Origin of the sequence: Agrobacterium sp. M50-1, assembly GCF_049843495.1 — a bacterium.
In the GTDB taxonomy this organism is placed as follows: domain Bacteria; phylum Pseudomonadota; class Alphaproteobacteria; order Rhizobiales; family Rhizobiaceae; genus Agrobacterium; species Agrobacterium radiobacter.
This window is the reverse complement of sequence record NZ_JBBHZH010000005.1, coordinates 123,667-142,342: the sequence shown is the minus strand read 5'-3', so window position 1 is coordinate 142,342 and position 18,676 is coordinate 123,667. Positions and strand designations below refer to the sequence as shown.

At 59.5% G+C, this 18,676-nt stretch carries 16 protein-coding genes; 9 read left to right on the top strand and 7 right to left on the bottom strand.

Annotated elements, in window-relative coordinates:
• Positions 1-120 precede the first annotated feature (120 nt).
• The 6 genes from WDZ78_RS13980 to WDZ78_RS13955 all read left to right on the top strand — a co-directional run bounded on the left by WDZ78_RS13980 (position 121) and on the right by WDZ78_RS13955 (position 5,742).
• Entirely contained in the window at positions 121-1,167 is a 1,047-nt protein-coding gene (locus WDZ78_RS13980) for an AbrB family transcriptional regulator (RefSeq protein ID WP_425673355.1), read from the top strand.
• Between the two features lie 149 nt (positions 1,168-1,316).
• On the top strand, positions 1,317-2,228 hold the full coding sequence (gene osmF, locus WDZ78_RS13975; RefSeq protein ID WP_425673354.1) for a glycine betaine ABC transporter substrate-binding protein OsmF: 912 nt from the start codon (positions 1,317-1,319) through the stop codon (positions 2,226-2,228).
• Between the two features lie 78 nt (positions 2,229-2,306).
• Entirely contained in the window at positions 2,307-3,473 is a 1,167-nt protein-coding gene (locus WDZ78_RS13970) for an ABC transporter permease (protein WP_425673353.1), read from the top strand.
• Complete coding sequence (locus WDZ78_RS13965; RefSeq protein WP_060727101.1) at positions 3,470-4,408, top strand: ABC transporter ATP-binding protein; 939 nt, start codon at positions 3,470-3,472, stop codon at positions 4,406-4,408. The genes WDZ78_RS13970 and WDZ78_RS13965 overlap by 4 nt, the downstream gene beginning before the upstream one ends.
• Positions 4,405-5,145: an ABC transporter permease gene (locus WDZ78_RS13960; RefSeq protein ID WP_087743196.1), complete on the top strand. Its 741-nt coding sequence runs from the start codon at positions 4,405-4,407 to the stop codon at positions 5,143-5,145. Before WDZ78_RS13965 ends, WDZ78_RS13960 begins: the two co-directional genes overlap by 4 nt.
• A 108-nt stretch (positions 5,146-5,253) precedes the next feature.
• The gene (locus WDZ78_RS13955) at positions 5,254-5,742 is read left to right on the top strand and encodes a gluconokinase (protein WP_003507357.1); all 489 of its coding nucleotides are present in this window, start codon (positions 5,254-5,256) and stop codon (positions 5,740-5,742) included.
• Here the strand turns inward: WDZ78_RS13955 and WDZ78_RS13950 are convergent.
• The 7 genes from WDZ78_RS13950 to WDZ78_RS13920 form a co-directional block, all read right to left on the bottom strand.
• Entirely contained in the window at positions 5,739-7,040 is a 1,302-nt protein-coding gene (locus tag WDZ78_RS13950) for an NAD(P)/FAD-dependent oxidoreductase (protein WP_425673352.1), read from the bottom strand. The genes WDZ78_RS13955 and WDZ78_RS13950 overlap by 4 nt on opposite strands.
• 1 nt (position 7,041) lies before the next feature.
• On the bottom strand, positions 7,042-8,403 hold the full coding sequence (locus WDZ78_RS13945) for a glutamine synthetase family protein (RefSeq protein WP_026363826.1): 1,362 nt from the start codon (positions 8,401-8,403) through the stop codon (positions 7,042-7,044).
• 171 nt (positions 8,404-8,574) lie between these two features.
• Positions 8,575-9,822, bottom strand: a complete 1,248-nt coding sequence (locus WDZ78_RS13940; protein ID WP_425673351.1) for an NAD(P)/FAD-dependent oxidoreductase — start codon at positions 9,820-9,822, stop codon at positions 8,575-8,577.
• Positions 9,823-9,923: 101 nt separating this feature from the next.
• The gene (locus WDZ78_RS13935; RefSeq protein WP_026363827.1) at positions 9,924-11,564 is read right to left on the bottom strand and encodes an ABC transporter ATP-binding protein; all 1,641 of its coding nucleotides are present in this window, start codon (positions 11,562-11,564) and stop codon (positions 9,924-9,926) included.
• A gap of 5 nt (positions 11,565-11,569) precedes the next feature.
• A complete protein-coding gene (locus tag WDZ78_RS13930; protein WP_425673350.1) occupies positions 11,570-12,715 on the bottom strand; it encodes an ABC transporter permease in 1,146 nt (381 codons plus the stop codon).
• The gene (locus tag WDZ78_RS13925) at positions 12,715-13,809 is read right to left on the bottom strand and encodes a microcin C ABC transporter permease YejB (protein ID WP_020011194.1); all 1,095 of its coding nucleotides are present in this window, start codon (positions 13,807-13,809) and stop codon (positions 12,715-12,717) included. Before WDZ78_RS13925 ends, WDZ78_RS13930 begins: the two co-directional genes overlap by 1 nt.
• Before the next feature lie 141 nt (positions 13,810-13,950).
• Positions 13,951-15,795 (bottom strand): extracellular solute-binding protein, encoded by a 1,845-nt coding sequence (locus WDZ78_RS13920; protein ID WP_425673349.1) that lies wholly within the window; start codon positions 15,793-15,795, stop codon positions 13,951-13,953.
• A 205-nt stretch (positions 15,796-16,000) separates the two neighbouring features.
• Between WDZ78_RS13920 and mepA the strand changes: the two genes are divergently transcribed.
• The 3 genes from mepA to WDZ78_RS13905 all read left to right on the top strand — a co-directional run bounded on the left by mepA (position 16,001) and on the right by WDZ78_RS13905 (position 18,578).
• Positions 16,001-17,050, top strand: a complete 1,050-nt coding sequence (gene mepA, locus WDZ78_RS13915; RefSeq protein ID WP_026363828.1) for a penicillin-insensitive murein endopeptidase — start codon at positions 16,001-16,003, stop codon at positions 17,048-17,050.
• A gap of 99 nt (positions 17,051-17,149) precedes the next feature.
• On the top strand, positions 17,150-17,533 hold the full coding sequence (locus WDZ78_RS13910) for a methylglyoxal synthase (RefSeq protein ID WP_020011197.1): 384 nt from the start codon (positions 17,150-17,152) through the stop codon (positions 17,531-17,533).
• A gap of 22 nt (positions 17,534-17,555) precedes the next feature.
• On the top strand, positions 17,556-18,578 hold the full coding sequence (locus WDZ78_RS13905) for a glucokinase (protein ID WP_425673348.1): 1,023 nt from the start codon (positions 17,556-17,558) through the stop codon (positions 18,576-18,578).
• The last annotated feature ends 98 nt before the right edge of the window (positions 18,579-18,676 follow it).

Genomic DNA, 18,676 nt, shown 5'->3' with positions numbered 1-18,676 from the left:
CGAGCTTTTCTTTTGAAGAAGACGCGTGAAATATAATATTTTTGATCCCGCGTGTTGACGTCGCGAACGGAAGCGGCGCATTTGGTCGCGAGCTTTTTCAAGCAAACAATCAGCGTCGCAATGATCATCAAGCCTGAATTCCATACATTTGCGCTTACCGCGCTCATCGGCAGCATAGGTGCGCTGCTCGCCAGCCTCATCGATATTCCGGCCCCTTTTCTGTCCGGCCCGGCGCTTGCGGTGACGATCACGGGGCTGGCCGGCATAAGGCTTGGTGTTCCCGCTTTCATCCGCAATGCCTGTTTCGTCGTCGTCGGCATTTCGATGGGAACGAGCGTGACGCCCTCCGTGATTGACGCCGCAAAAACCTGGCCCGTGAGCTTCATCGTCGTGCTCGTCGCTGTCGTCATCATGCTCTATGTCGCTTACTGGATCCTGCATTACGGTTTCGGTTACGACCGGACAACGGCGATGCTGGGCGCCTCTCCCGGTCATCTCAGCTATATCATCAGCCTTGGCGCCGAGACGAAAAGCGACCTTGCAACCGTCAGCATCGTGCAAAGTGTGCGGGTTCTGGCGCTGACGCTTTCCGTGCCGCTGATCGTCGAATATTTCGATCTCGTCAGCACGGAACCGCTTGTCGCCAACGCGCCAATGGGCCTGTTCACGCTGGCGCTGACCATCGGCGCCTCGCTTCTGACCGGCTGGCTTTTCCTGCGCTGGAAGTTTCCGGCCGCTCTGCTGCTCGGCGGCGTCGCCATTTCCATCAGCACCCACATTACCGGCCTTACCGAGGGTGGCGTTCCCACCTGGCTCAGCCTGCCGGTTTACGTGCTTATCGGCTGCCTTATCGGCACACGCTTTTCGAATGTCTCGCTGATGGACGTGCGGAAAGGTTTTCTGGCGGGTTTCGTCGTCACCATCGCCGTGATGCTGATCGCCGGCAGCATTGCCTGGATGATTTCTGGCGTGACCGGCGTCCCGCTCAATGCCGTCATGATCGCCTATTCACCGGGTGGCCTGGAAACCATGGCGGCGATGGCAGTGATGATGCACGCGGATACCGCCTATGTCGGCTCCCACCACGTCATCAGGCTTCTCTTCCTCTCCGTTCTCATGCCGCTCGTCATGGGCAAGGATGCGCGCAAGCGGGACGACGAAGCCTGACGAAAACGACCATCGGCGCCGACAGAAGCCATCGACGCGAAAATGCGAATGGCGTGCAACCTTTTTTCTTTCCGGTCGTTGATACTCCGCCGCAATTGCGGCGGCGATCTTTCGCCTGTTAGGCAGTCTGACCCACCGGAGGAACATTCATGAACCGCTTGATGACGTTGACGGGCGCCGGACTTGCGCTTGCCCTTTCTGTTTCCATTGCTCAGGCGCAGGTGGTGGTGTCGTCTAAGATCGACACGGAGGGCGGCGTTCTCGGCAATATCATTCTCGCTGTCCTGAACGAGAACAAGATCGAAACGACAGATCGCATCCAGCTTGGCGCCACACCGGTTGTACGAAAAGCGATCACCGCGGGCGAAATCGACATCTATCCGGAATATACCGGCAACGCCGCCTTCTTTTTTTCCAAGGCAGACGATCCGCTCTGGAAAGATGCCGTCAAGGGTTATGAAGAGGCCAAAACGCTCGATTACGATGCCAACAAGATCGTCTGGTTGACACCATCTCCGGCCAACAACACCTGGGCAATTGCGCTGCGCAAGGATGTCGCCGACAAAAACAATCTGAAGACGCTTTCCGACTTCGGCAAATATGTTGCCGGCGGCGGCGAGGTCGTCCTTGCCGCTTCTTCCGAATTCGTCAATTCCGCCGCTGCGCTGCCTGCATTTCAGACCACCTATGGCTTCACCATGAAGCCTGACCAGCTGATCACGCTTTCCGGCGGCGACACCGCGGCCACGATCGCCGCCGCCGCCAACCAGACGAACAACGCCAATGCAGCCATGGTCTATGGCACGGATGGCGGCATCGCCCCCTCCGGGCTTGTGGTGCTGGAGGACGACAAGCATGTGCAGCCGGTCTATCAGCCTGCACCGATCATTCGCGAAGAGGTTCTCAAAAAGCACCCGAATATTGAGGAACTGCTGAAACCGGTGTTCGAAAAGCTCGATCTGGCAACGCTGCAGGATTTGAACGCCCGCGTGCAGGTGGGCGGCGAACAGGCCAAGACCGTGGCGCTCGACTTTCTGACCAGGAACGGTTTCGTCAAGTAACACTCGCAGCGCTGCAGCGGGCTGCGGGAACGGAAGCGTCTTCTGGTCCCGCCCTAACCCAAGGGAGGGGAGCTGGATTTGACGAAATGGCCTGACAAGGTGGGCATACTGATTTCGTGCCTGCTGCTTTATGCGCTTTTTGCATCACCCTTCATGACATTCCGTGCGAACAGGATTGTTCAGGGTGAGACACGAGCGGTTTTTGAAGCCCTTCCGGCTGCGGCTTTCGCCGCTCTTACCGCCATCATTCTCATTGTGGCTTTCATCGCATTTTTCCGCTTTCCCACGCGACTGAAGCTCGCGGTCGCGCTGGCCGGCCTTGCGGCACTGGCGGTTTTTGTCGGCCAGGCGGCGTCTTTCCTCACGCCGGAGGGCAATGGCTTTGCCCGCGTTTCGCCCGCCAGCGGTTTCTGGCTGATATTTGCCGGACTGGCTCTGCTCGCCACGGATTGTATTGCGCGTCTCCAGCCGAAGCCCGCCGTTCGGATTTTACTGTTGCTGGTGGCCGTGGCCGCGCTTGCGGCGGTGCTGGCAAGCGGCCTCTGGAACGATCTCTCCATCATCAAGGAATATACCGGCCGGGCCGATATATTCTGGACCGAGGCCCTGCGGCACGTGGAGCTTGCCATCGGCTCGCTGATCGCGGCGACCATCGCGGGTATTCCGCTCGGCATCCTCTGTTATAAGGTCGAACGGCTGCGCGCGGGGGTGCTGAACACCCTCAATATCGTCCAGACCATCCCCTCCATCGCCCTTTTTGGTTTGCTGATCGCACCGCTCGGATGGATCGCGGCCACGGTCCCGGGTGCAGCGAGGATCGGCATCGCCGGCATCGGCATGGCGCCCGCCTTCGTGGCGCTGTTTCTCTATTCGCTGCTGCCAGTGGTTTCCAACACGGTGGTCGGCCTTTCCGGCGTTTCGCAGGCGGTGCGGGAAGCGGCGCGCGGCCTTGGCATGACACCGGTGCAACGGCTGCTGCGGGTGGAGTTTCCGCTGGCCATGCCGGTCATCCTCACCGGTATCCGCATCGTGCTGGTGCAGAATATCGGCCTGGCGACGATCGCGGCCCTGATCGGCGGCGGTGGTTTTGGCGTTTTCGTGTTTCAGGGCATCGGGCAGACGGCGATGGACCTTGTGCTGCTTGGTACCGTGCCCACCGTTGTTCTCGGCTTTGCCGCCGCGATAACACTTGACGCCCTCATCGACAGCAATCTCTTCAGCGCAGGCGGAAGGCAAAAGGCATGATCGAGATCGACACCATCACAAAACGTTATGGCGATACGACCGTCGTGGATCAGGTATCGCTAACAGTAGCCCCGCGCACCGTCACCGTCATTGTCGGCACCTCGGGTTCGGGAAAAACTACCCTGCTGCGCATGATAAACCGGCTGGTGGAACCGACTTCCGGCATGATCCGGATCGACGGAGAGGATGTCAGCGCGATACCCGGCTTCAAACTGCGCCGCCAGATAGGCTATGCCATTCAGGGCCATGGCCTGTTTCCGCACCGGACGGTCGCCGAAAATATCGCGACCGTGCCGCAGCTGATCGGCTGGGACCGCAAGCGCATCGCGGCCAAGATCGATGCGCTGATGCACCTCTTCCAGCTTGACCCCGCGCTCTATGCCGACCGTTTCCCACATGAACTCTCAGGCGGCCAGCAGCAGCGCGTCGGCGTGGCGCGTGCACTGGCCGCAGAACCCAACATTCTTCTGATGGACGAGCCCTTCGGCGCCTTGGACCCGGTGATCCGCGCCAAGGCCCAGAACGATCTTCTCGATATCCAGAAGAAGCTCGGTGTGACGGTCGTTCTCGTCACGCATGATATGGACGAGGCTTTTCATCTGGCGGATCGTATCGCCGTGATGGACAAGGGCCGCATCGTGCAGGACTGCCCGCCAGCCGAGCTCGTGCTGAAACCGGCGACGGATTTTGTCCGCACCATGATCGGCGAAAACGAACGGGCGCTGAAACTGCTTTCGGTTCTCTCCGTTGCAGACATCGTGGAGCCGGGCAGCGCCGAGGGCGAACCGCTCACCGAACATACGAGCCAGCGCGACGCCCTGTCGGCAATGTTATGGGCGGGCTGCGATGCCTTGCCGGTAATCAGGGCTAACGGGCAACCCGCTGGCCGGGTGCGGCGTGACGTTCTCCTCCAGCGTGCCGCCGGAGCCCCATGAAAAACGCCTTATCCTTGTTTACCCTCGGTTTCCTGACGCTGGCGCTGATAATCTTCCTTGCCGTGCCGCAGGTCTTCGCACCACTGTTCCGCCCTCTCGTGCAGGCCAATGCGCCGGCGATCTACACGCAGGCAAATCTGTTTTCCCTGACGCTGTCACATCTAACCACAGTCGCGATTGCGACCGGGCTCGCCACATTGACGGCGGGCGCGCTTGCGGTTCTCGTCACCCGGCCATTCGGGACGGATTTCCTGCCGCTCTCGCGCAGCATCGTCAATATCGGCCAGACTTTTCCCCCCGTGGCGGTGCTGGCGCTTGCCGTACCGATAATCGGTTTTGGCGAAAAACCCACGCTCATTGCGCTGTTTCTCTATGCGTTGCTACCAGTTTTCGAAAATACGCTGACAGGGCTGACCACCCTGCCCGCCACCGTGATGGATGCCGCGAGAGGCAGCGGCATGACCGGCTGGCAACGGCTTGTCAAAGTGGAATTGCCGCTCGCCCTTCCGGCCATTCTGGCGGGCATCAGGCTTTCGGCGGTCATCAGCCTTTCCACCGCTACCATCGGCTCGACAGTCGCGGCGCATACGCTCGGTGAAGTGATCATTGCCGGTCTGCAATCCAACAACCTCGCCTTCATTCTGCAGGGCGGGCTTATCGTTGCGGCGCTGGCGATCCTGATTCACACCGGCTTTTCCGCGCTGGAAAAAGCCGCAGCCCGCAAAACCGGGCACTGACATGGGCAAGCCCCGCATTTTTGTATTCCCGATATCTGCCGCACATGTTAGGGGCTGACCGTCGAAACAGAAATATCAGAGGTTCGGGTGACACAGGCAATTGTCGTGATGGGAGTGAGCGGCTCTGGCAAGTCCACGGTCGCAGAGGAACTGGCGGAAAAACTGGGTATTGCCTTCATCGAGGGCGACAAGCTTCACCCTAAATCCAATGTCGATAAAATGTCCGAGGGTATTCCCCTGACTGACGAAGATCGCTGGCCCTGGCTCGATCTGATCGGCGCGGAACTGCGCAAGGGCAGCGAAAATAACGGTGTCGTCGTTTCCTGCTCGGCGCTCAAGAAAATCTATCGCGACCGGCTTCGCAAGGCTACCGGCGGCCCGCTTGCCTTCGTTTATCTGGATGGCAGCCTGGAACTTCTCAGCCGGCGCATGGGTGAACGCAAAGGCCATTTCATGCCACTTTCGCTGCTGCAGACCCAGCTTGCCACGCTGGAAGTGCCGACCGGCGAACCGGGCGTCGTAACCGTCAGCATCGACACCACACCCGAGGATATTGCGAAAAACGCACTTTCCGGTTTGAAGGCGGTAACGTTCTAAAATCCGAGCCTGTCGCGCATGCCGTACCACCATGCACCAAGCACGGTCAGCGGCACGCGGAACGTCTTGCCGCCCGGGAACGGATAGTTCGGCAGCGAACTCCAGATATCGAAACGTTCAGCGTGACCGGCAACGGCCTCGCCCAATATCTTGCCAAGCAGATGCGTGGTCGTGACGCCATGGCCGCTGTCGCCATGCGAAAAATAGATATTGTCCGAGAGCCTGCCCATATGCGGGATGCGCGTCAGGGTCAGCGCGAAATTGCCGCTCCAGGCGAAGTCGATCTTCGTCTTTTCCAGTTGCGGGAAGGTCTTCAGCATGTTCGGCCGGATCACGCCCGTCAGATCGGCAGGGTCGCTGCCGCCATAACCGATGCCGCCGCCATAGAGCAGGCGATTATCCGAGGTGCGGCGGTAATAATCGAGAATGTAATTGGCATCCTCGACGCAATAATCGGCGGGCAGAAGCTCCTCAATCAGGTCGGCATCGAGCGGCTCCGTCGCCATGACCTGGCTTGAGACGGGCATCATCCGCTCGCCGATTTCCGGTAGCAATGTGCCGAGATAGGCATTGCCGCAGACGAGAACATATTTCGTCCTCACACTGCCCGTCGCGGTCCGCACGACGGGGTTCTCCCCCTGCTCTACCGCAATGACCCGCGAATTTTCGAATATCCGAGCACCGAGGCTTTCAGCCGCCGCCGCTTCCCCCTGCACCAGATTGAGCGGGTGGATGTGGCCACCGAGGCGGTCGATCATACCGCCGGCATAACGGTCCGTCTTCACATACTGGCCGACATCCGCCTTGGAGACCATTTCGAGCCCGCCATGGCCGTGTTTTTCCCAATGGGCCTTGTGAGCTTCCATTTCGCGGATCTGTTTCGGCGTAAAGGCGGCAAAGAAACCGCCGTCGACCAGATCGCAGTCGATGGCGTATTTGGCTATACGGCTGCGGATGATCGCGCCGCCCTCAAGCGACATTTCTCCAAGCTTCACCGCCTTTTCGTGCCCATAACGGCCCGCAATGGTCTCGAGATCACGGCTATAGCCGTTGACGATCTGACCGCCGTTGCGCCCCGAAGCGCCGAAGCCGATCCTCACCCCTTCAAGAACGATGACCGAATAGCCGCGCTCACTGAGTTCCAGCGCTGCGGAAATGCCGGTGAAGCCGCCGCCGATGACGCAGACATCCGCTTCCAGCGCCCCTTCAAGTGTGGGCCGCACGGATTTGACATTGGCGGAGGCCGCGTACCAGGAGGATGTGTGGCCAGGATTGGGAATATTCGTTACCTCAGCCATCTCACACCGTCCTGATATAGGCGTCATATTCGACGTCGGTTACACGCAGGGAAAATTCGGAAAGCTCCTGCTGTTTGCAGGCGGAAAACAGCGTCCGGTACTTCTGGCCGAGTGTCGCATAGGCAAAGCTCGATCTTGTGAAGCGCTGCAGGGCATAGTCCCAGTTTGTGGGCAGCGGCTCGTGGTTGATCGCGTGGCTGTCGCCGGCAATCGCACCGCCGGGCTGACGCTTCTCCTTCATGCCGGCAAGCGCGGCGCTCAGGATCATCGCGACAACGAGATAGGGATTGGTATCGGCACCGGCGACGCGATGTTCGATACGCGTCGCCGCCTTGCTGGCAACGATAACACGCACCGCCGCCGAGCGGTTGTCGATGCCCCAGGAGGCATAGGTTGGCGCATGTTCGCTGGGGGTCAGGCGGCGATAGGAATTGGCATGGGGCGCGAAGATCGCCATGCTTTCCCCCATGTTTTCCAAGAGGCCGCCAACGGAATGCATCAGCGCATCCGACGGGCCGTTTTCCCCGGCATAGATGTTCCTGCCGTCCCTATCGAGAACGGAAAAATGGACATGCATGCCGTTGCCGGCCTGTAAACCGTAAGGCTTGGCCATGAAGGTCGCGTCGAGCTCGTGCCGACGCGCCACGCCCTTGACGATGCGCTTCAGGAAGACGGCAAAATCAGCGGCCTGCAGGGCGTCCGGTACATGGTTGAGATTGATCTCATATTGCCCGGGGCCGTTTTCACGCAGCGTCGTATCGGCAAGAACGCCCTGCGCCCGGCAGGCTGTGGCAATGTCATGGAAGACATCCTCGAAATCCTGCAATTCGGAAATCGACAGAACCTGTGTCTGGCCCGTATGCCACCGGCCCTCGCGGCTATGCGGCGGACGAACCGGGTCAAGTGCAGAGCGGACGGGATCGATCAGGTAAAATTCGAGTTCGGTCGCCACGACGGGCGTGAGACCGACCTTATTATAGGCGCCCAGAACCTGCGCCAGAACATGACGCGGATCGCCATAAAAACCGGTCCCATCCGGATTTTTCATGGCCAGCAGAACCTGTGCTGTCGGCCTGCCAAGCCATGTAACCCGCGACAGCGTGCCGGGAACGGGGAAGCAAAAACCATCGGGATCGCCCGTGCCCTCCGCAAGACCTGCGGCATGCACATCCCGCCCCCATATATCCAGCGCATAGACAGAGCGGGGGATAGCCATTCCCTTTTCAAGAACGTCGATCGCTCTTTCTCGCGGAATCCACTTGCCGCGCGGCACACCGTTCGCGTCTATGACGAAGGCTTCAAGTATTTCGATATCGGGGTTATCGGCGAAAAATTTCTTTGCGTTTTCAATATCATCCATCATGCACCAGCAAGCCGTTTCCATCTCGTTTCATGCGCAGCGAACGTCGCTAACGAAAATCGTCCTGCTGCTGATAGATGAGAAACCTCGCCACCATGATGACGTTTGCCCCTTTTCCCTTTGCACTTGACCATGTTACGTGGCCTGTCCTCGGAAGGCCAGCGGATTTAGCTATCAGGGATTGAACCTTTCCGGGCGATAGGCGTCGATGGCGATAACAGGCGTTTCGCCCAGCATGGTTTCCGCCAGCACACGGCCGGTGATCGGCCCAAGTGTGAGGCCGTGATGGGCATGCCCGAAAGCAAACCACAATGTTTTATGACGCGGTGCCTTGCCGATGATCGGCATCATGTCCGGCGTGCAGGGCCGCGCGCCCATCCACGGTTCCGCATCCAGCCTGCCGCCGAGAGGAAAGACGGTGCGCGCCACCCGTTCCGCCCGCTCGATCTGAACGGGAGATTTCGGTGCATCGCGCTCGGCAAATTCCGCACCCGTCGTCAGGCGGATACCCTTACGCATCGGCGCCAGGAAATAACCGCGCTCGGCATCGATCAGCCAGTTATTGAGCTTCGTTCCCTCCTGCGGCGCATAATGCATGTGATAACCGCGCTTCACGCCGAGTGGGAAGCGGTAACCCAGCCGTTCCGTGACGGTATCGGCCCAGGGGCCAAGCGCCACGACCGCATGTTCGGCCTCGACCGCGCCGGTCTCGGTGCGCACCGTCCAGCCGCTTGTCGTTTGGCTGAGGGTGAAGGCATCGCCCCGGACAAAAGTTCCGCCGAGGCTTTCAAACAGTTTGACATAGGCAAGCGTCAGCGCGTGCGGATCAAGCACCGACCAGGGGTCATCCCATTTCAGCCCGCCGACGAAATCCCGGCTGAGATGCGGTTCGGCCGCGGCAAGCCTTTCGGCATCGAGTTTGGTGTGGGATATGCCGTGATCGCGCGAAAGACGCTCGGCAAAGGCATAATCAGCGTCCCGCCTTGCGGCGGTCCTATAGGCCTGCATCCAGCCATTTTTCACGATCAGATCGCCGGCCTTGGCCTCGTCGATCAGGATGCTGTGCTCGGAAACCGAATGTTCGATCAGCGGCGTATAGGCGCGGGCGATCGTGGCGTGCCGCGCGGCTGCGGAATTATGCCAATAGCGGCCGAGGAAAGGCGCAATCCTTGGCAGGGCGGAGAGACGATAATGGACATCGATCCTGTTGTTCAGAGAATAGCGCAGCAGCAGCGTAAGGTCCTGCGGGAAACCGTAAGGCACCACGCCCTCTCTCTGGATCAGGCCGGCATTGCCGAAAGAGGTTTCTTCGCCCGGTCCGCGCCGGTCCACCAGCACCACCGATTTTCCCCGGCGGGCCAGTTGCAGGGCCACCGAAACCCCGATGATCCCTGCCCCCAAAACGATCACATCCGCTGCCATCGCAATCAATCCGTTTCCGTGTCACGTTCATCGCAACATGGGTCGGCATTTTCCGCGAAGCAACAGAAAAATCATTGCCTTAATGGAAAATTCGATGCGCCTTACTGGCTGATCGCTTTCGTTTCCACCGCCTCGATATTGAAGGCCGCCGCCAGCAGCGCCTTGGTATAATCCTGCTGCGGGTTGGCGAAAATCTCCGCCGCCGGTCCACTCTCCACCACCTTGCCGTGACGCATGACGATCAGGTCGTTGGCAAGCGCCTTCACCACCTTCAGATCGTGGCTGATGAAGAGATAAGCGAGTTCATGCTTTGCCTGGAGATCGCGCAAGAGATCGACCACCTGCGCCTGCACACTCATGTCGAGCGCGGATGTCGGCTCATCCAGCATGACGAAACGGGGCTTCAGCACCATGGCGCGGGCAATGGCTATGCGCTGGCGCTGGCCGCCGGAGAATTCATGCGGATACCGCCAGCGGGTGGCCGGATCGAGCCCGACCTCTTCCAGCGCAGTGGCCACACGGGTATCGCGTTCGTCGGCCGACAGAGATCGCTCATGCACCTTCAAGCCCTCGGCGACGATCTCGCCTACGGACATGCGCGGGCTGAGCGAACCGTAAGGATCTTGAAACACCACCTGCAGCCGGTTTCTGAGCGGCTTCATCATTTCATAGGAATAATGGTCGATCGACTGGCCGATGAAGCTGATACGTCCCTCAGACGCGATCAGCCGCGAGAGCGCGAGACCGAGCGTGGTCTTGCCGGAGCCGGACTCGCCCACCACGCCCACCGTCTGGCCGGCGCGCAGGGTGATATCGATGCCGTCGACCGCTTTCACATGGTCGACCACCCGGCGCATCAGCCCTGCCTTGATGGGGAACCAGACCTTGATATCGTCACCCTGCATGACCACCGGTTTGGTCGCGTCGGAATGCGGTGGCTCGCCCTTCGGCTCCGCCGCCAGAAGATGGCGCGTATAGGCGTGCTGCGGATCGGTAAACACCTGCTCCACCGTGCCGGTCTCGACGATCTTGCCCTTGGTCATGACGCAGACCCGATCAGCGAATTTGCGGACGATACCGAGATCGTGGGTGATGAACAGCATGGACATGCCGTGCTGCGTTTTCAGATCGCCGAGCAGCTCGAGAATCTGAGCCTGAACTGTTACGTCGAGCGCCGTCGTGGGTTCATCGGCGATCAGCAGTTTCGGCCGGTTGGCAAGCGCCATGGCGATCATCACACGCTGCCGCTGGCCGCCGGACAATTCATGCGGATAGGCCTTCAGGCGCTTTTCCGGTTCGCGAATGCCAACCTGCAGCAACAGTTCCAAAGTGCGCGCCCGCGCCTCTGCCCCGGTGATTGCCTGATGCAGTTCCAGAATCTCACCGATCTGCCGCTCGATGGTGTGGAGCGGATTGAGCGAGGTCATCGGCTCCTGAAAGATCATGGTGATGTCGTTGCCGCGCACGGCGCGAAGCGCGCGTTCCGGCAGGGCCAGCATATCCTTGCCGTCGAACAGGATTTTCCCGGAAGGATGGCTCGCCGCCGGATAGGGCAGCAATTTGAGAATGGAATTCGCCGTGACCGACTTGCCGGAACCGGATTCGCCGACGAGGGCGACGACTTCGCCCGGCATCAGGTCGAAGGAAACGTGATCGACAGCGACGCTCATTGAGCCACCCTGATGAAAGGCGACGGAGAGATCACGGACGGAGAGAAGCGGCTGAATATTTGTTTCCGTCATGGCGATCACCGGAACGTCTTGCGTGGATCGAAGGCGTCTCTAACCGCCTCGCCGACGAAGATCAGGAGGGAGAGCATGATGGACATGGTGAAGAAGGCAGTGAGCCCGAGCCAGGGCGCCTGAAGATTGTTCTTGCCCTGCGCAATCATCTCGCCCAGCGACGGCGATCCCGGCGGCATGCCGAAGCCGAGAAAGTCGAGCGAGGTCAATGTGGTAATCGAACCGGAGAGGATGAAGGGCAGGAAGGTCAGCGTTGCCACCATGGCGTTGGGCAGAAGATGCCGGAACATGATCGTCCAGTTGCCGACGCCAAGGGCGCGGGCGGCGCGAACATATTCAAAGTTTCTGGCGCGCAGGAATTCCGCGCGGACGATGCCGACGAAGCCGACCCATGAAAAAAGCAGCATGATGCCGAGCAGCACGAAGAAGCCCGGCGGCAGGATGGCCGCAATGATGAGCAGGATATAAAGCACCGGCATGGACGACCAGATTTCGATGAAGCGCTGCAACAGCAGGTCCGTCCACCCGCCGAAGTAACCCTGAATGGCGCCGGCCGTAACGCCGACAAGGGCCGAAGCGATGGTCAATGTCAGGCCGAACAGCACCGAGATGCGGAAACCGTAGATCATCCGCGCCGTGACGTCGCGGGCCTGATTGTCGGTACCAAGCCAATTCAGATTGCCGAGGGTGCAGCCGGGATCGGCATTGCCCTGCGGGTAAGCCGAGCAGCGTTCCTTTTCATCCATCAGCCAGAAGGGCGCAGTGGGAGCGGAATGCGGAATATTGGAATTGACCGTCTGGTAGGAATAACGGATTGGCGGCCAGATCATCCAGCCATTGGCGTTGATCTCGTCCTGAATGAAGGAGGATTTGTAGTCCGTCTGGGCAAGGAAGCCGCCGAACTTTTCCTCCGGATAATCGACCATTACCGGCACCAGAAATTCGCCCTTGTAGGAAGCGAAAATGGGTTTGTCATTGGCGATGAATTCCGCGATCAGGCTCAGGAAAAACAGGATCAGGAACAGCCAGAAGGACCAGTAGCCGCGCCGGTTCGCCTTGAAGTTCTGCCAGCGGCGCTTGGTGGTCGGCGAAAACAATGGGCGCTTCGGTTTCACCAGCGTTTCCGTTTCGGCAGTATGGGCAAGTGTCATCACACGTCCCTCCGCTCGAAATCGATGCGCGGATCGATCCATGTATAGATCAGGTCGGAAATCAGCCCGACCACGAGGCCCATCAGCGAGAAGATGAAGAGCGTGCCGAACACGATCGGGTAATCGCGGTTGACCACCGAGAGATAACCGAGGCGACCGAGGCCATCCAGCGAGAAGATGTTCTCGATCAGCAGCGAACCGGTGAAGAAGGCCGAGATGAAGGCGCCCGGAAAACCGGCGATCACGATCAGCATCGCGTTACGGAAGACGTGACCATAAAGAACCCTGCGTTCGGTGAGACCCTTGGCGCGGGCGGTTATGACATATTGCTTCTTGATCTCGTCGATGAAGGAATTCTTGGTCAGAAGCGTCGTCGTCGCAAAGGCCGAGAGCGACAGCGCGATCAGCGGCAGGGTGAGGTGCCAGAAATAGTCGATGATCTTCTGCCACCAGTTCAGCTGCGCAAAATTATCCGACACCAGACCACGCAGCGGGAACCAGTCGAAGAACGAGCCGCCGGCGAAGAGGACGATGAGAAGAATGCCGAAGAGGAAGCTCGGCACCGCATAACCGATGATGATGATGCCTGATGTCCAGACATCGAAAGTCGAGCCGTCGGAAACGGCCTTCTTGATGCCGAGCGGAATGGAGATGATGTAGGAAATGATCAGGATCCAGAAGCCGAGCGACATCGACACCGGCAGCTTGTCGATGATGAGATCGATGACAGAGGAGTTGCGGAAGAAGCTGTCGCCGAAATCGAAGCGGATATAATTCCACATCATCTCAAGAAAGCGGGTAAGCGGCGGCTTGTCGAAACCGAACTGTTTCTCAAGCTTGGCGATCAGCTCGGGATCAAGCCCCTGCGCACCGCGATATTTCGAGCCGCTTTCATCGAAGCCGCCGGATTGGCCGAGAAGATCGCCGCCGCCGGAGAGACGGTCGGAAGCGCTGTCACCCTGCCCCGTCAGCTGCGCGACGACCTGTTCCACCGGCCCGCCGGGCGCGAACTGGATGACGAGAAACGAAATGCCCATAATGCCGATAATGGTCGGGATCATCAGCGCCAGACGTCTGAGGATATAGGCGCCCATCAGCCCTTGCTCCCGGCCGATACGTCAGCGGTTTTCGTGTCTGTCAAACCCGGTCCTTTCCTGAAAGCGCTGCCCGCGCGCTTTGAGCGATTCGTCTCGCCCTATGTGAATCAAGCCTTGGCTGCGAAAGCAAGGCCGGCGTCAGTTTCCGGCCTGGCTGGACCACCATGCATCGGGAAAACCGACACCATATTCGGGCAGGTTTTCCGGACGAATGAGCGTATTCCAGTAGGCGATGAACATCTCGCCACGGTAAAATTGCGGTATGACATAGCTGTTGGCCAGCAGCACCCGGTCGAGCGCGCGTGCTGCGGCCACCTGCTCATCGCGGTTGGGCGCGAATATGACCTTCCTGACCAACGCATCAACGGCCGGGTTCTTGATTCCGGCAATATTGTTGGATCCCTGACGATCGGCGGCGGCAGAGCCCCAGAAATCCGCCTGCTCGTTACCCGGGTTCGCCGAAGTCGCCCAGAGCTTGACGATCACGTCATAATCGAAGCTGCGGGTGCGGTTGGTATATTGCGAGGCGTCGACCGTGCGGATCGTCGCGTTGATGCCGATCTTCTTCAGGTTCTGGACATAGGGAAGGATGGTTCTTTCCATGCCGGCGGAATCGATCAGGAATTCCATATCGAGCGGCTGTCCGCTCGCCGCATTGACCATGCGGTTGCCGCGCAGCTCGTAACCGGCCTCCTTCATCAGCTTGACCGCCTCGCGCAGATTGTCGCGCTGCTTGGCCGGATCACCGGCGACCGGGTTGCGATATTCTGTCGTGAAGACTTCCGGCGGAACCTGATCCTTCAACTCCTGCAGAATTTCGAGCTCGCGACCGGTCGGCAGTCCGGAAGAGGCCAGTTCACTGCCCATGAAGAAGCTGTTGATGCGCTGGAATTGACCATAGGCCAGCGTCCGGTTCAGCTCCTCGAAATCGAAAGCGTAATTGAGCGCCTTGCGCAGTTTCGGGTTCTGGAACTTCTCCCTGCGCATGTTCGGCACGAAGGCCTGCATGATGCCGACGGAACGATAGATGTTCGGCAGCTCTTCCTTCTTGACGCGGCCCTCCTTGACGGCCGGAAAATCATAACCGGTGACCCAGCGGCTGGAGGAGGCTTCCTGCCGGAAATCGACGGTGCCGGACTTGAAAGCCTGGAAGTCCACATCCTGATCGGCAAAGAAGGTGTAGGCGATGGTTTTGAAATTGTTCATCCCAACATTCACATTGACGTCCTTGCCCCAATAGTCGTCGCGGCGTTCATAGGTGATTGTGGAGCCGGGAGAAACTGACGCAATCTTGTAGGGGCCCGAGCCCATGACCGGCTCCAGCGTGCCGCGCGAGATGTCGCGCGGCTTACCGTCCGGGCCGGCGGCTTCCCACCAGTGCTTGGGAACGATCAGCAATTGGCCGACGATCTGCGGCAATTCGCGATTGTTCTTTTCATCGAAAGTGAAGGTGATGTCCCTTTCGCCGCTCACCTCTGCCTTGGTGACATGGATGTAATAGGTCGCAAGCTGCGGGCTGAGGTCCTTCGCTTTTTCGAAGCTGAAGACGACATCCTCTGGCGTCACCGGCTTGCCATCAGCCCATTTGGCCTCCGCGCGCAGCCGGAAGGTGGCCTTCGAAATATCGTCGGGATAGCTCACCCCCTCGGCCAGCAAGCCGTAGGAGGCAGACAGCTCCTCTTCCGTCGACTTCATCAATGTATCGAAAACCAGCGAAAGGCCCGTTGCCGCCTCGCCCTTGGCGAGCAGCGGATTGAGCGTGTCGAAGGTGCCCGTCGTCGACAGGCGAAGCGTGCCGCCTTTTGGTGCCTTGGTGTTCACATAGTCGAAATGATCGAAGCCATCTGGATGTTTCAGTTCCCCGACCGTCGAAATCCCCTTTCGCCATACATCAGCCGATTGTGCGGAGGCCGCCGCCGGTGTCAGCAAGGCGGATGCCGCAAGAGCGATGAGAAGACGGGATTTCAGTGGTGCCAATATCATTGGGGGTACGTCCCTGTTTTTGTACTTGCTGGAGAGAGCATAAAAGAAAGATTGTCAAAAAACAGATGCGCCGACTCACAAGCTCTTTATCGGCGCCTTTATCTTCCCGGTTTGCGAGATGCGGGGTGAAACATGGTTTCAACAAAATCCCGTTCCAGTTTATCCTGAGGGGAAGAGAATCATCTGATCGAACGGGCACGACTATATGACGGCGGGATCATCGAGAGTTTTCAAGACGGCCATGCTGGCGATTTCGGTCGTCTCCGCACTGCAGTTGCAGATGGAAACCGCATCGGCCGAAGACAGGCCCGCGAAAGAAGTGTTCGGCCATATGGCGCTGCCTTCCGCCACGGGCTCGCAGCCGATCGGCTCCTATGCCAAGGGCTGCCAGTCCGGCGCCATCGCCATGCCGACCGATGGTCCCGGCTGGCAGGCCATGCGCCTTTCCCGCAACCGGCGCTGGGGCCAGCCGCAGCTTATTTCTTTCCTCGAGCAATTTTCGCAGGACGCCCAGAAGATCGGCTGGCCGGGATTGCTGCTCGGCGATATTTCCCAGCCGCGTGGCGGCCCGATGCTGACCGGCCATGCCTCGCACCAGATCGGCCTTGATGTCGACGTGTGGTGGCGGCCCATGCCCACCCCCCGGCTGACCGTGGAACAGCGCGAAACGGTGCCTTTCATTTCCATGCTGGACAAGAGCAAGTTCCTGACGGTCGATGACCGCAAATGGTCGCCGCTCAATGCCCGGCTGGTGATGATGGCGGCAAGTTACCCGCAGGTGGAGCGTGTCTTCGTCAACCCGGCCATCAAGCAGAAACTCTGCCAGACATGGACCGGTGACCGCACTTTCATGGGTAAGATCAGACCCATCTATGGCCATGACGAGCATTTCCACATCCGCCTCGAATGCCCGCCCGGCGCGCCCAATTGCAAACCGCAGGCGGCCGTGGGCAAAGGTGACGGCTGCGACAAGTCGCTCGCCTGGTGGTTCACCAAGGAACCATGGGCGCCGCCGAAAAAGGACCCGAATGCCAAGCCGGTGAAACCGCGTCCGGTCATGGTCTCCGACCTGCCTTCCGCCTGTGCTGCCGTGGCTGCCGCTCCTTCCGCCAACCCCGAAGGCATTGCGGCACAGGCCTACTCCCCGGCTCCGGCTGCGCGCCAGCAAAGTGTGGAACAGGTCATTCAGGCCGCGCCCGCCCTGCAGCCGCCTTCGGATATTCCGCTTCCGACCCAGCGTCCGACATTGAACTGAAACAGAAATGAGGCATTCAACAGCTTCCCTTTTCAAATGGCGGCAAGCTGTTATAGAAGGCTTCAAATCGATTTAATTCTTTGAGGACAGGCTGTGACCATGGAAGGACAACGCTGTATCGCGCTCATCGCTCACGACGAGAAAAAAGACGATATGGCGGATTTCGCCCGTCACCACCAGAAGGCGCTTGCCGGTTTCAGGATCGTCGCCACCGGCACTACCGGCGGGCGGGTGCAGGAAGCCTGTCCCGGGCTTGAAGTCACTCGCCTCAAAAGCGGCCCCCTCGGCGGCGACCAGCAGATCGGCGCAATGATCGCGACAGGCGAGGTCGATATTCTGATCTTCTTCACCGATCCGCTGACAGCCATGCCGCATGATGTTGACGTGAAGGCGTTGACCCGGCTTGCCACGGTCTATGACATTCCCATGGCGCTTAACCGCGCCACCGCAGAAAACCTCATCGACTTCCACGTCGCCAATTGACACTCCGACCATGGAACAGGCAATGCCGAAGACGTCCGATACCGAATATCTGTCCTTTCCGATCCTTCTTGGCGACATCGGCGGCACCAATGCCCGCTTTTCCATTCTGATCGATTCCTTTGCGGAACCGGCGCACCTCACCACCGTGAAGACGGCGGAATATCCGACGATCGACGACGCCATCCAGCAGGCGGTTCTGGACAAGACCTCGCTTCAGCCGGCCTCGACCATTCTTGCGATTGCCGGCCCGATCGAAGGTGACGAGATTCCCCTCACCAACTGTCACTGGGTCGTCAAGCCGAAGGACATGCTGGCCAATCTCGGCCTGAAGGACGTCATCGTCATCAACGACTTCGAGGCGCAGGCTCTGGCGATTGCCGCCCTTGACGACGACAACCGCGACGCCATCGGCTCCGGCAAAAAAGATGTGCTGGCGTCGCGCGTCGTTCTTGGACCGGGTACAGGGCTTGGTGTTGCCGGGCTGGTTTATGCCCGCCATATGTGGTTTCCGGTGCCTGGCGAAGGCGGGCATATCGATATCGGCCCGAGAAGCGCACGCGACTATGCGGTTTTCCCGCATATCGAAACCATCGAAGGCCGCGTCGCCGGTGAGCAGATTCTGTGCGGGCGCGGACTGGTCAATCTTTACCGCGCCGTCTGCATCGCCGATGGCATCGAACCCGTTTTTTCCGATCCGGCCGACATTACCGCACACGGGCTTTCGGGTGAAAATCCACAGGCTAAAGAAACACTTTCGCTTTTCAGCACCTATCTCGGCCGCGTGGCCGGCGATCTCGCGCTGATCTTCATGGCCAAGGGCGGTGTCTACCTGGCCGGCGGCATTTCGCAGAAGATCATTCCGGCGCTGAAGAGCCCGGAGTTCCGGGCCGCCTTCGAGGACAAGGCGCCGCACAGCGCCCTGATGCGCACTATTCCCACTTTCGTCGTCACCCATCCGCAGGCGGCCCTTTCCGGTCTCGCCACCTATTCGAGAACGCCATCCGATTTCGGCCTGTCACTGGACGGGCGACGCTGGAGAGCCTGATGTGATGCTTGCGAAGCGGGCGGACGGTCTTTAACGTCGCTACAGCAACATCAAACATCCGATACCGGCGGGTTCTGATCCGCCCGACATGAAAAGTG

Bases quoted from the DNA above. Each gene is read 5' to 3' on its own strand.
- WDZ78_RS13940 (WP_425673351.1), bottom strand. From the start codon at position 9,822: ATGGCAGCGGATGTGATCGTTTTGGGGGCAGGGATCATCGGGGTTTCG.
- WDZ78_RS13945 (WP_026363826.1), bottom strand. From the start codon at position 8,403: ATGATGGATGATATTGAAAACGCAAAGAAATTTTTCGCCGATAACCCC.
- WDZ78_RS13950 (WP_425673352.1), bottom strand. From the start codon at position 7,040: ATGGCTGAGGTAACGAATATTCCCAATCCTGGCCACACATCCTCCTGG.
- WDZ78_RS13905 (WP_425673348.1), top strand. From the start codon at position 17,556: ATGCCGAAGACGTCCGATACCGAATATCTGTCCTTTCCGATCCTTCTT.
- WDZ78_RS13925 (WP_020011194.1), bottom strand. From the start codon at position 13,809: ATGGGCGCCTATATCCTCAGACGTCTGGCGCTGATGATCCCGACCATT.
- mepA (WP_026363828.1), top strand. From the start codon at position 16,001: ATGACGGCGGGATCATCGAGAGTTTTCAAGACGGCCATGCTGGCGATT.
- WDZ78_RS13910 (WP_020011197.1), top strand. From the start codon at position 17,150: ATGGAAGGACAACGCTGTATCGCGCTCATCGCTCACGACGAGAAAAAA.
- WDZ78_RS13935 (WP_026363827.1), bottom strand. From the start codon at position 11,564: ATGACGGAAACAAATATTCAGCCGCTTCTCTCCGTCCGTGATCTCTCC.
- WDZ78_RS13930 (WP_425673350.1), bottom strand. From the start codon at position 12,715: ATGACACTTGCCCATACTGCCGAAACGGAAACGCTGGTGAAACCGAAG.
- osmF (WP_425673354.1), top strand. From the start codon at position 1,317: ATGAACCGCTTGATGACGTTGACGGGCGCCGGACTTGCGCTTGCCCTT.
- WDZ78_RS13980 (WP_425673355.1), top strand. From the start codon at position 121: ATGATCATCAAGCCTGAATTCCATACATTTGCGCTTACCGCGCTCATC.
- WDZ78_RS13920 (WP_425673349.1), bottom strand. From the start codon at position 15,795: ATGATATTGGCACCACTGAAATCCCGTCTTCTCATCGCTCTTGCGGCA.
- WDZ78_RS13965 (WP_060727101.1), top strand. From the start codon at position 3,470: ATGATCGAGATCGACACCATCACAAAACGTTATGGCGATACGACCGTC.
- WDZ78_RS13955 (WP_003507357.1), top strand. From the start codon at position 5,254: ATGGGAGTGAGCGGCTCTGGCAAGTCCACGGTCGCAGAGGAACTGGCG.
- WDZ78_RS13960 (WP_087743196.1), top strand. From the start codon at position 4,405: ATGAAAAACGCCTTATCCTTGTTTACCCTCGGTTTCCTGACGCTGGCG.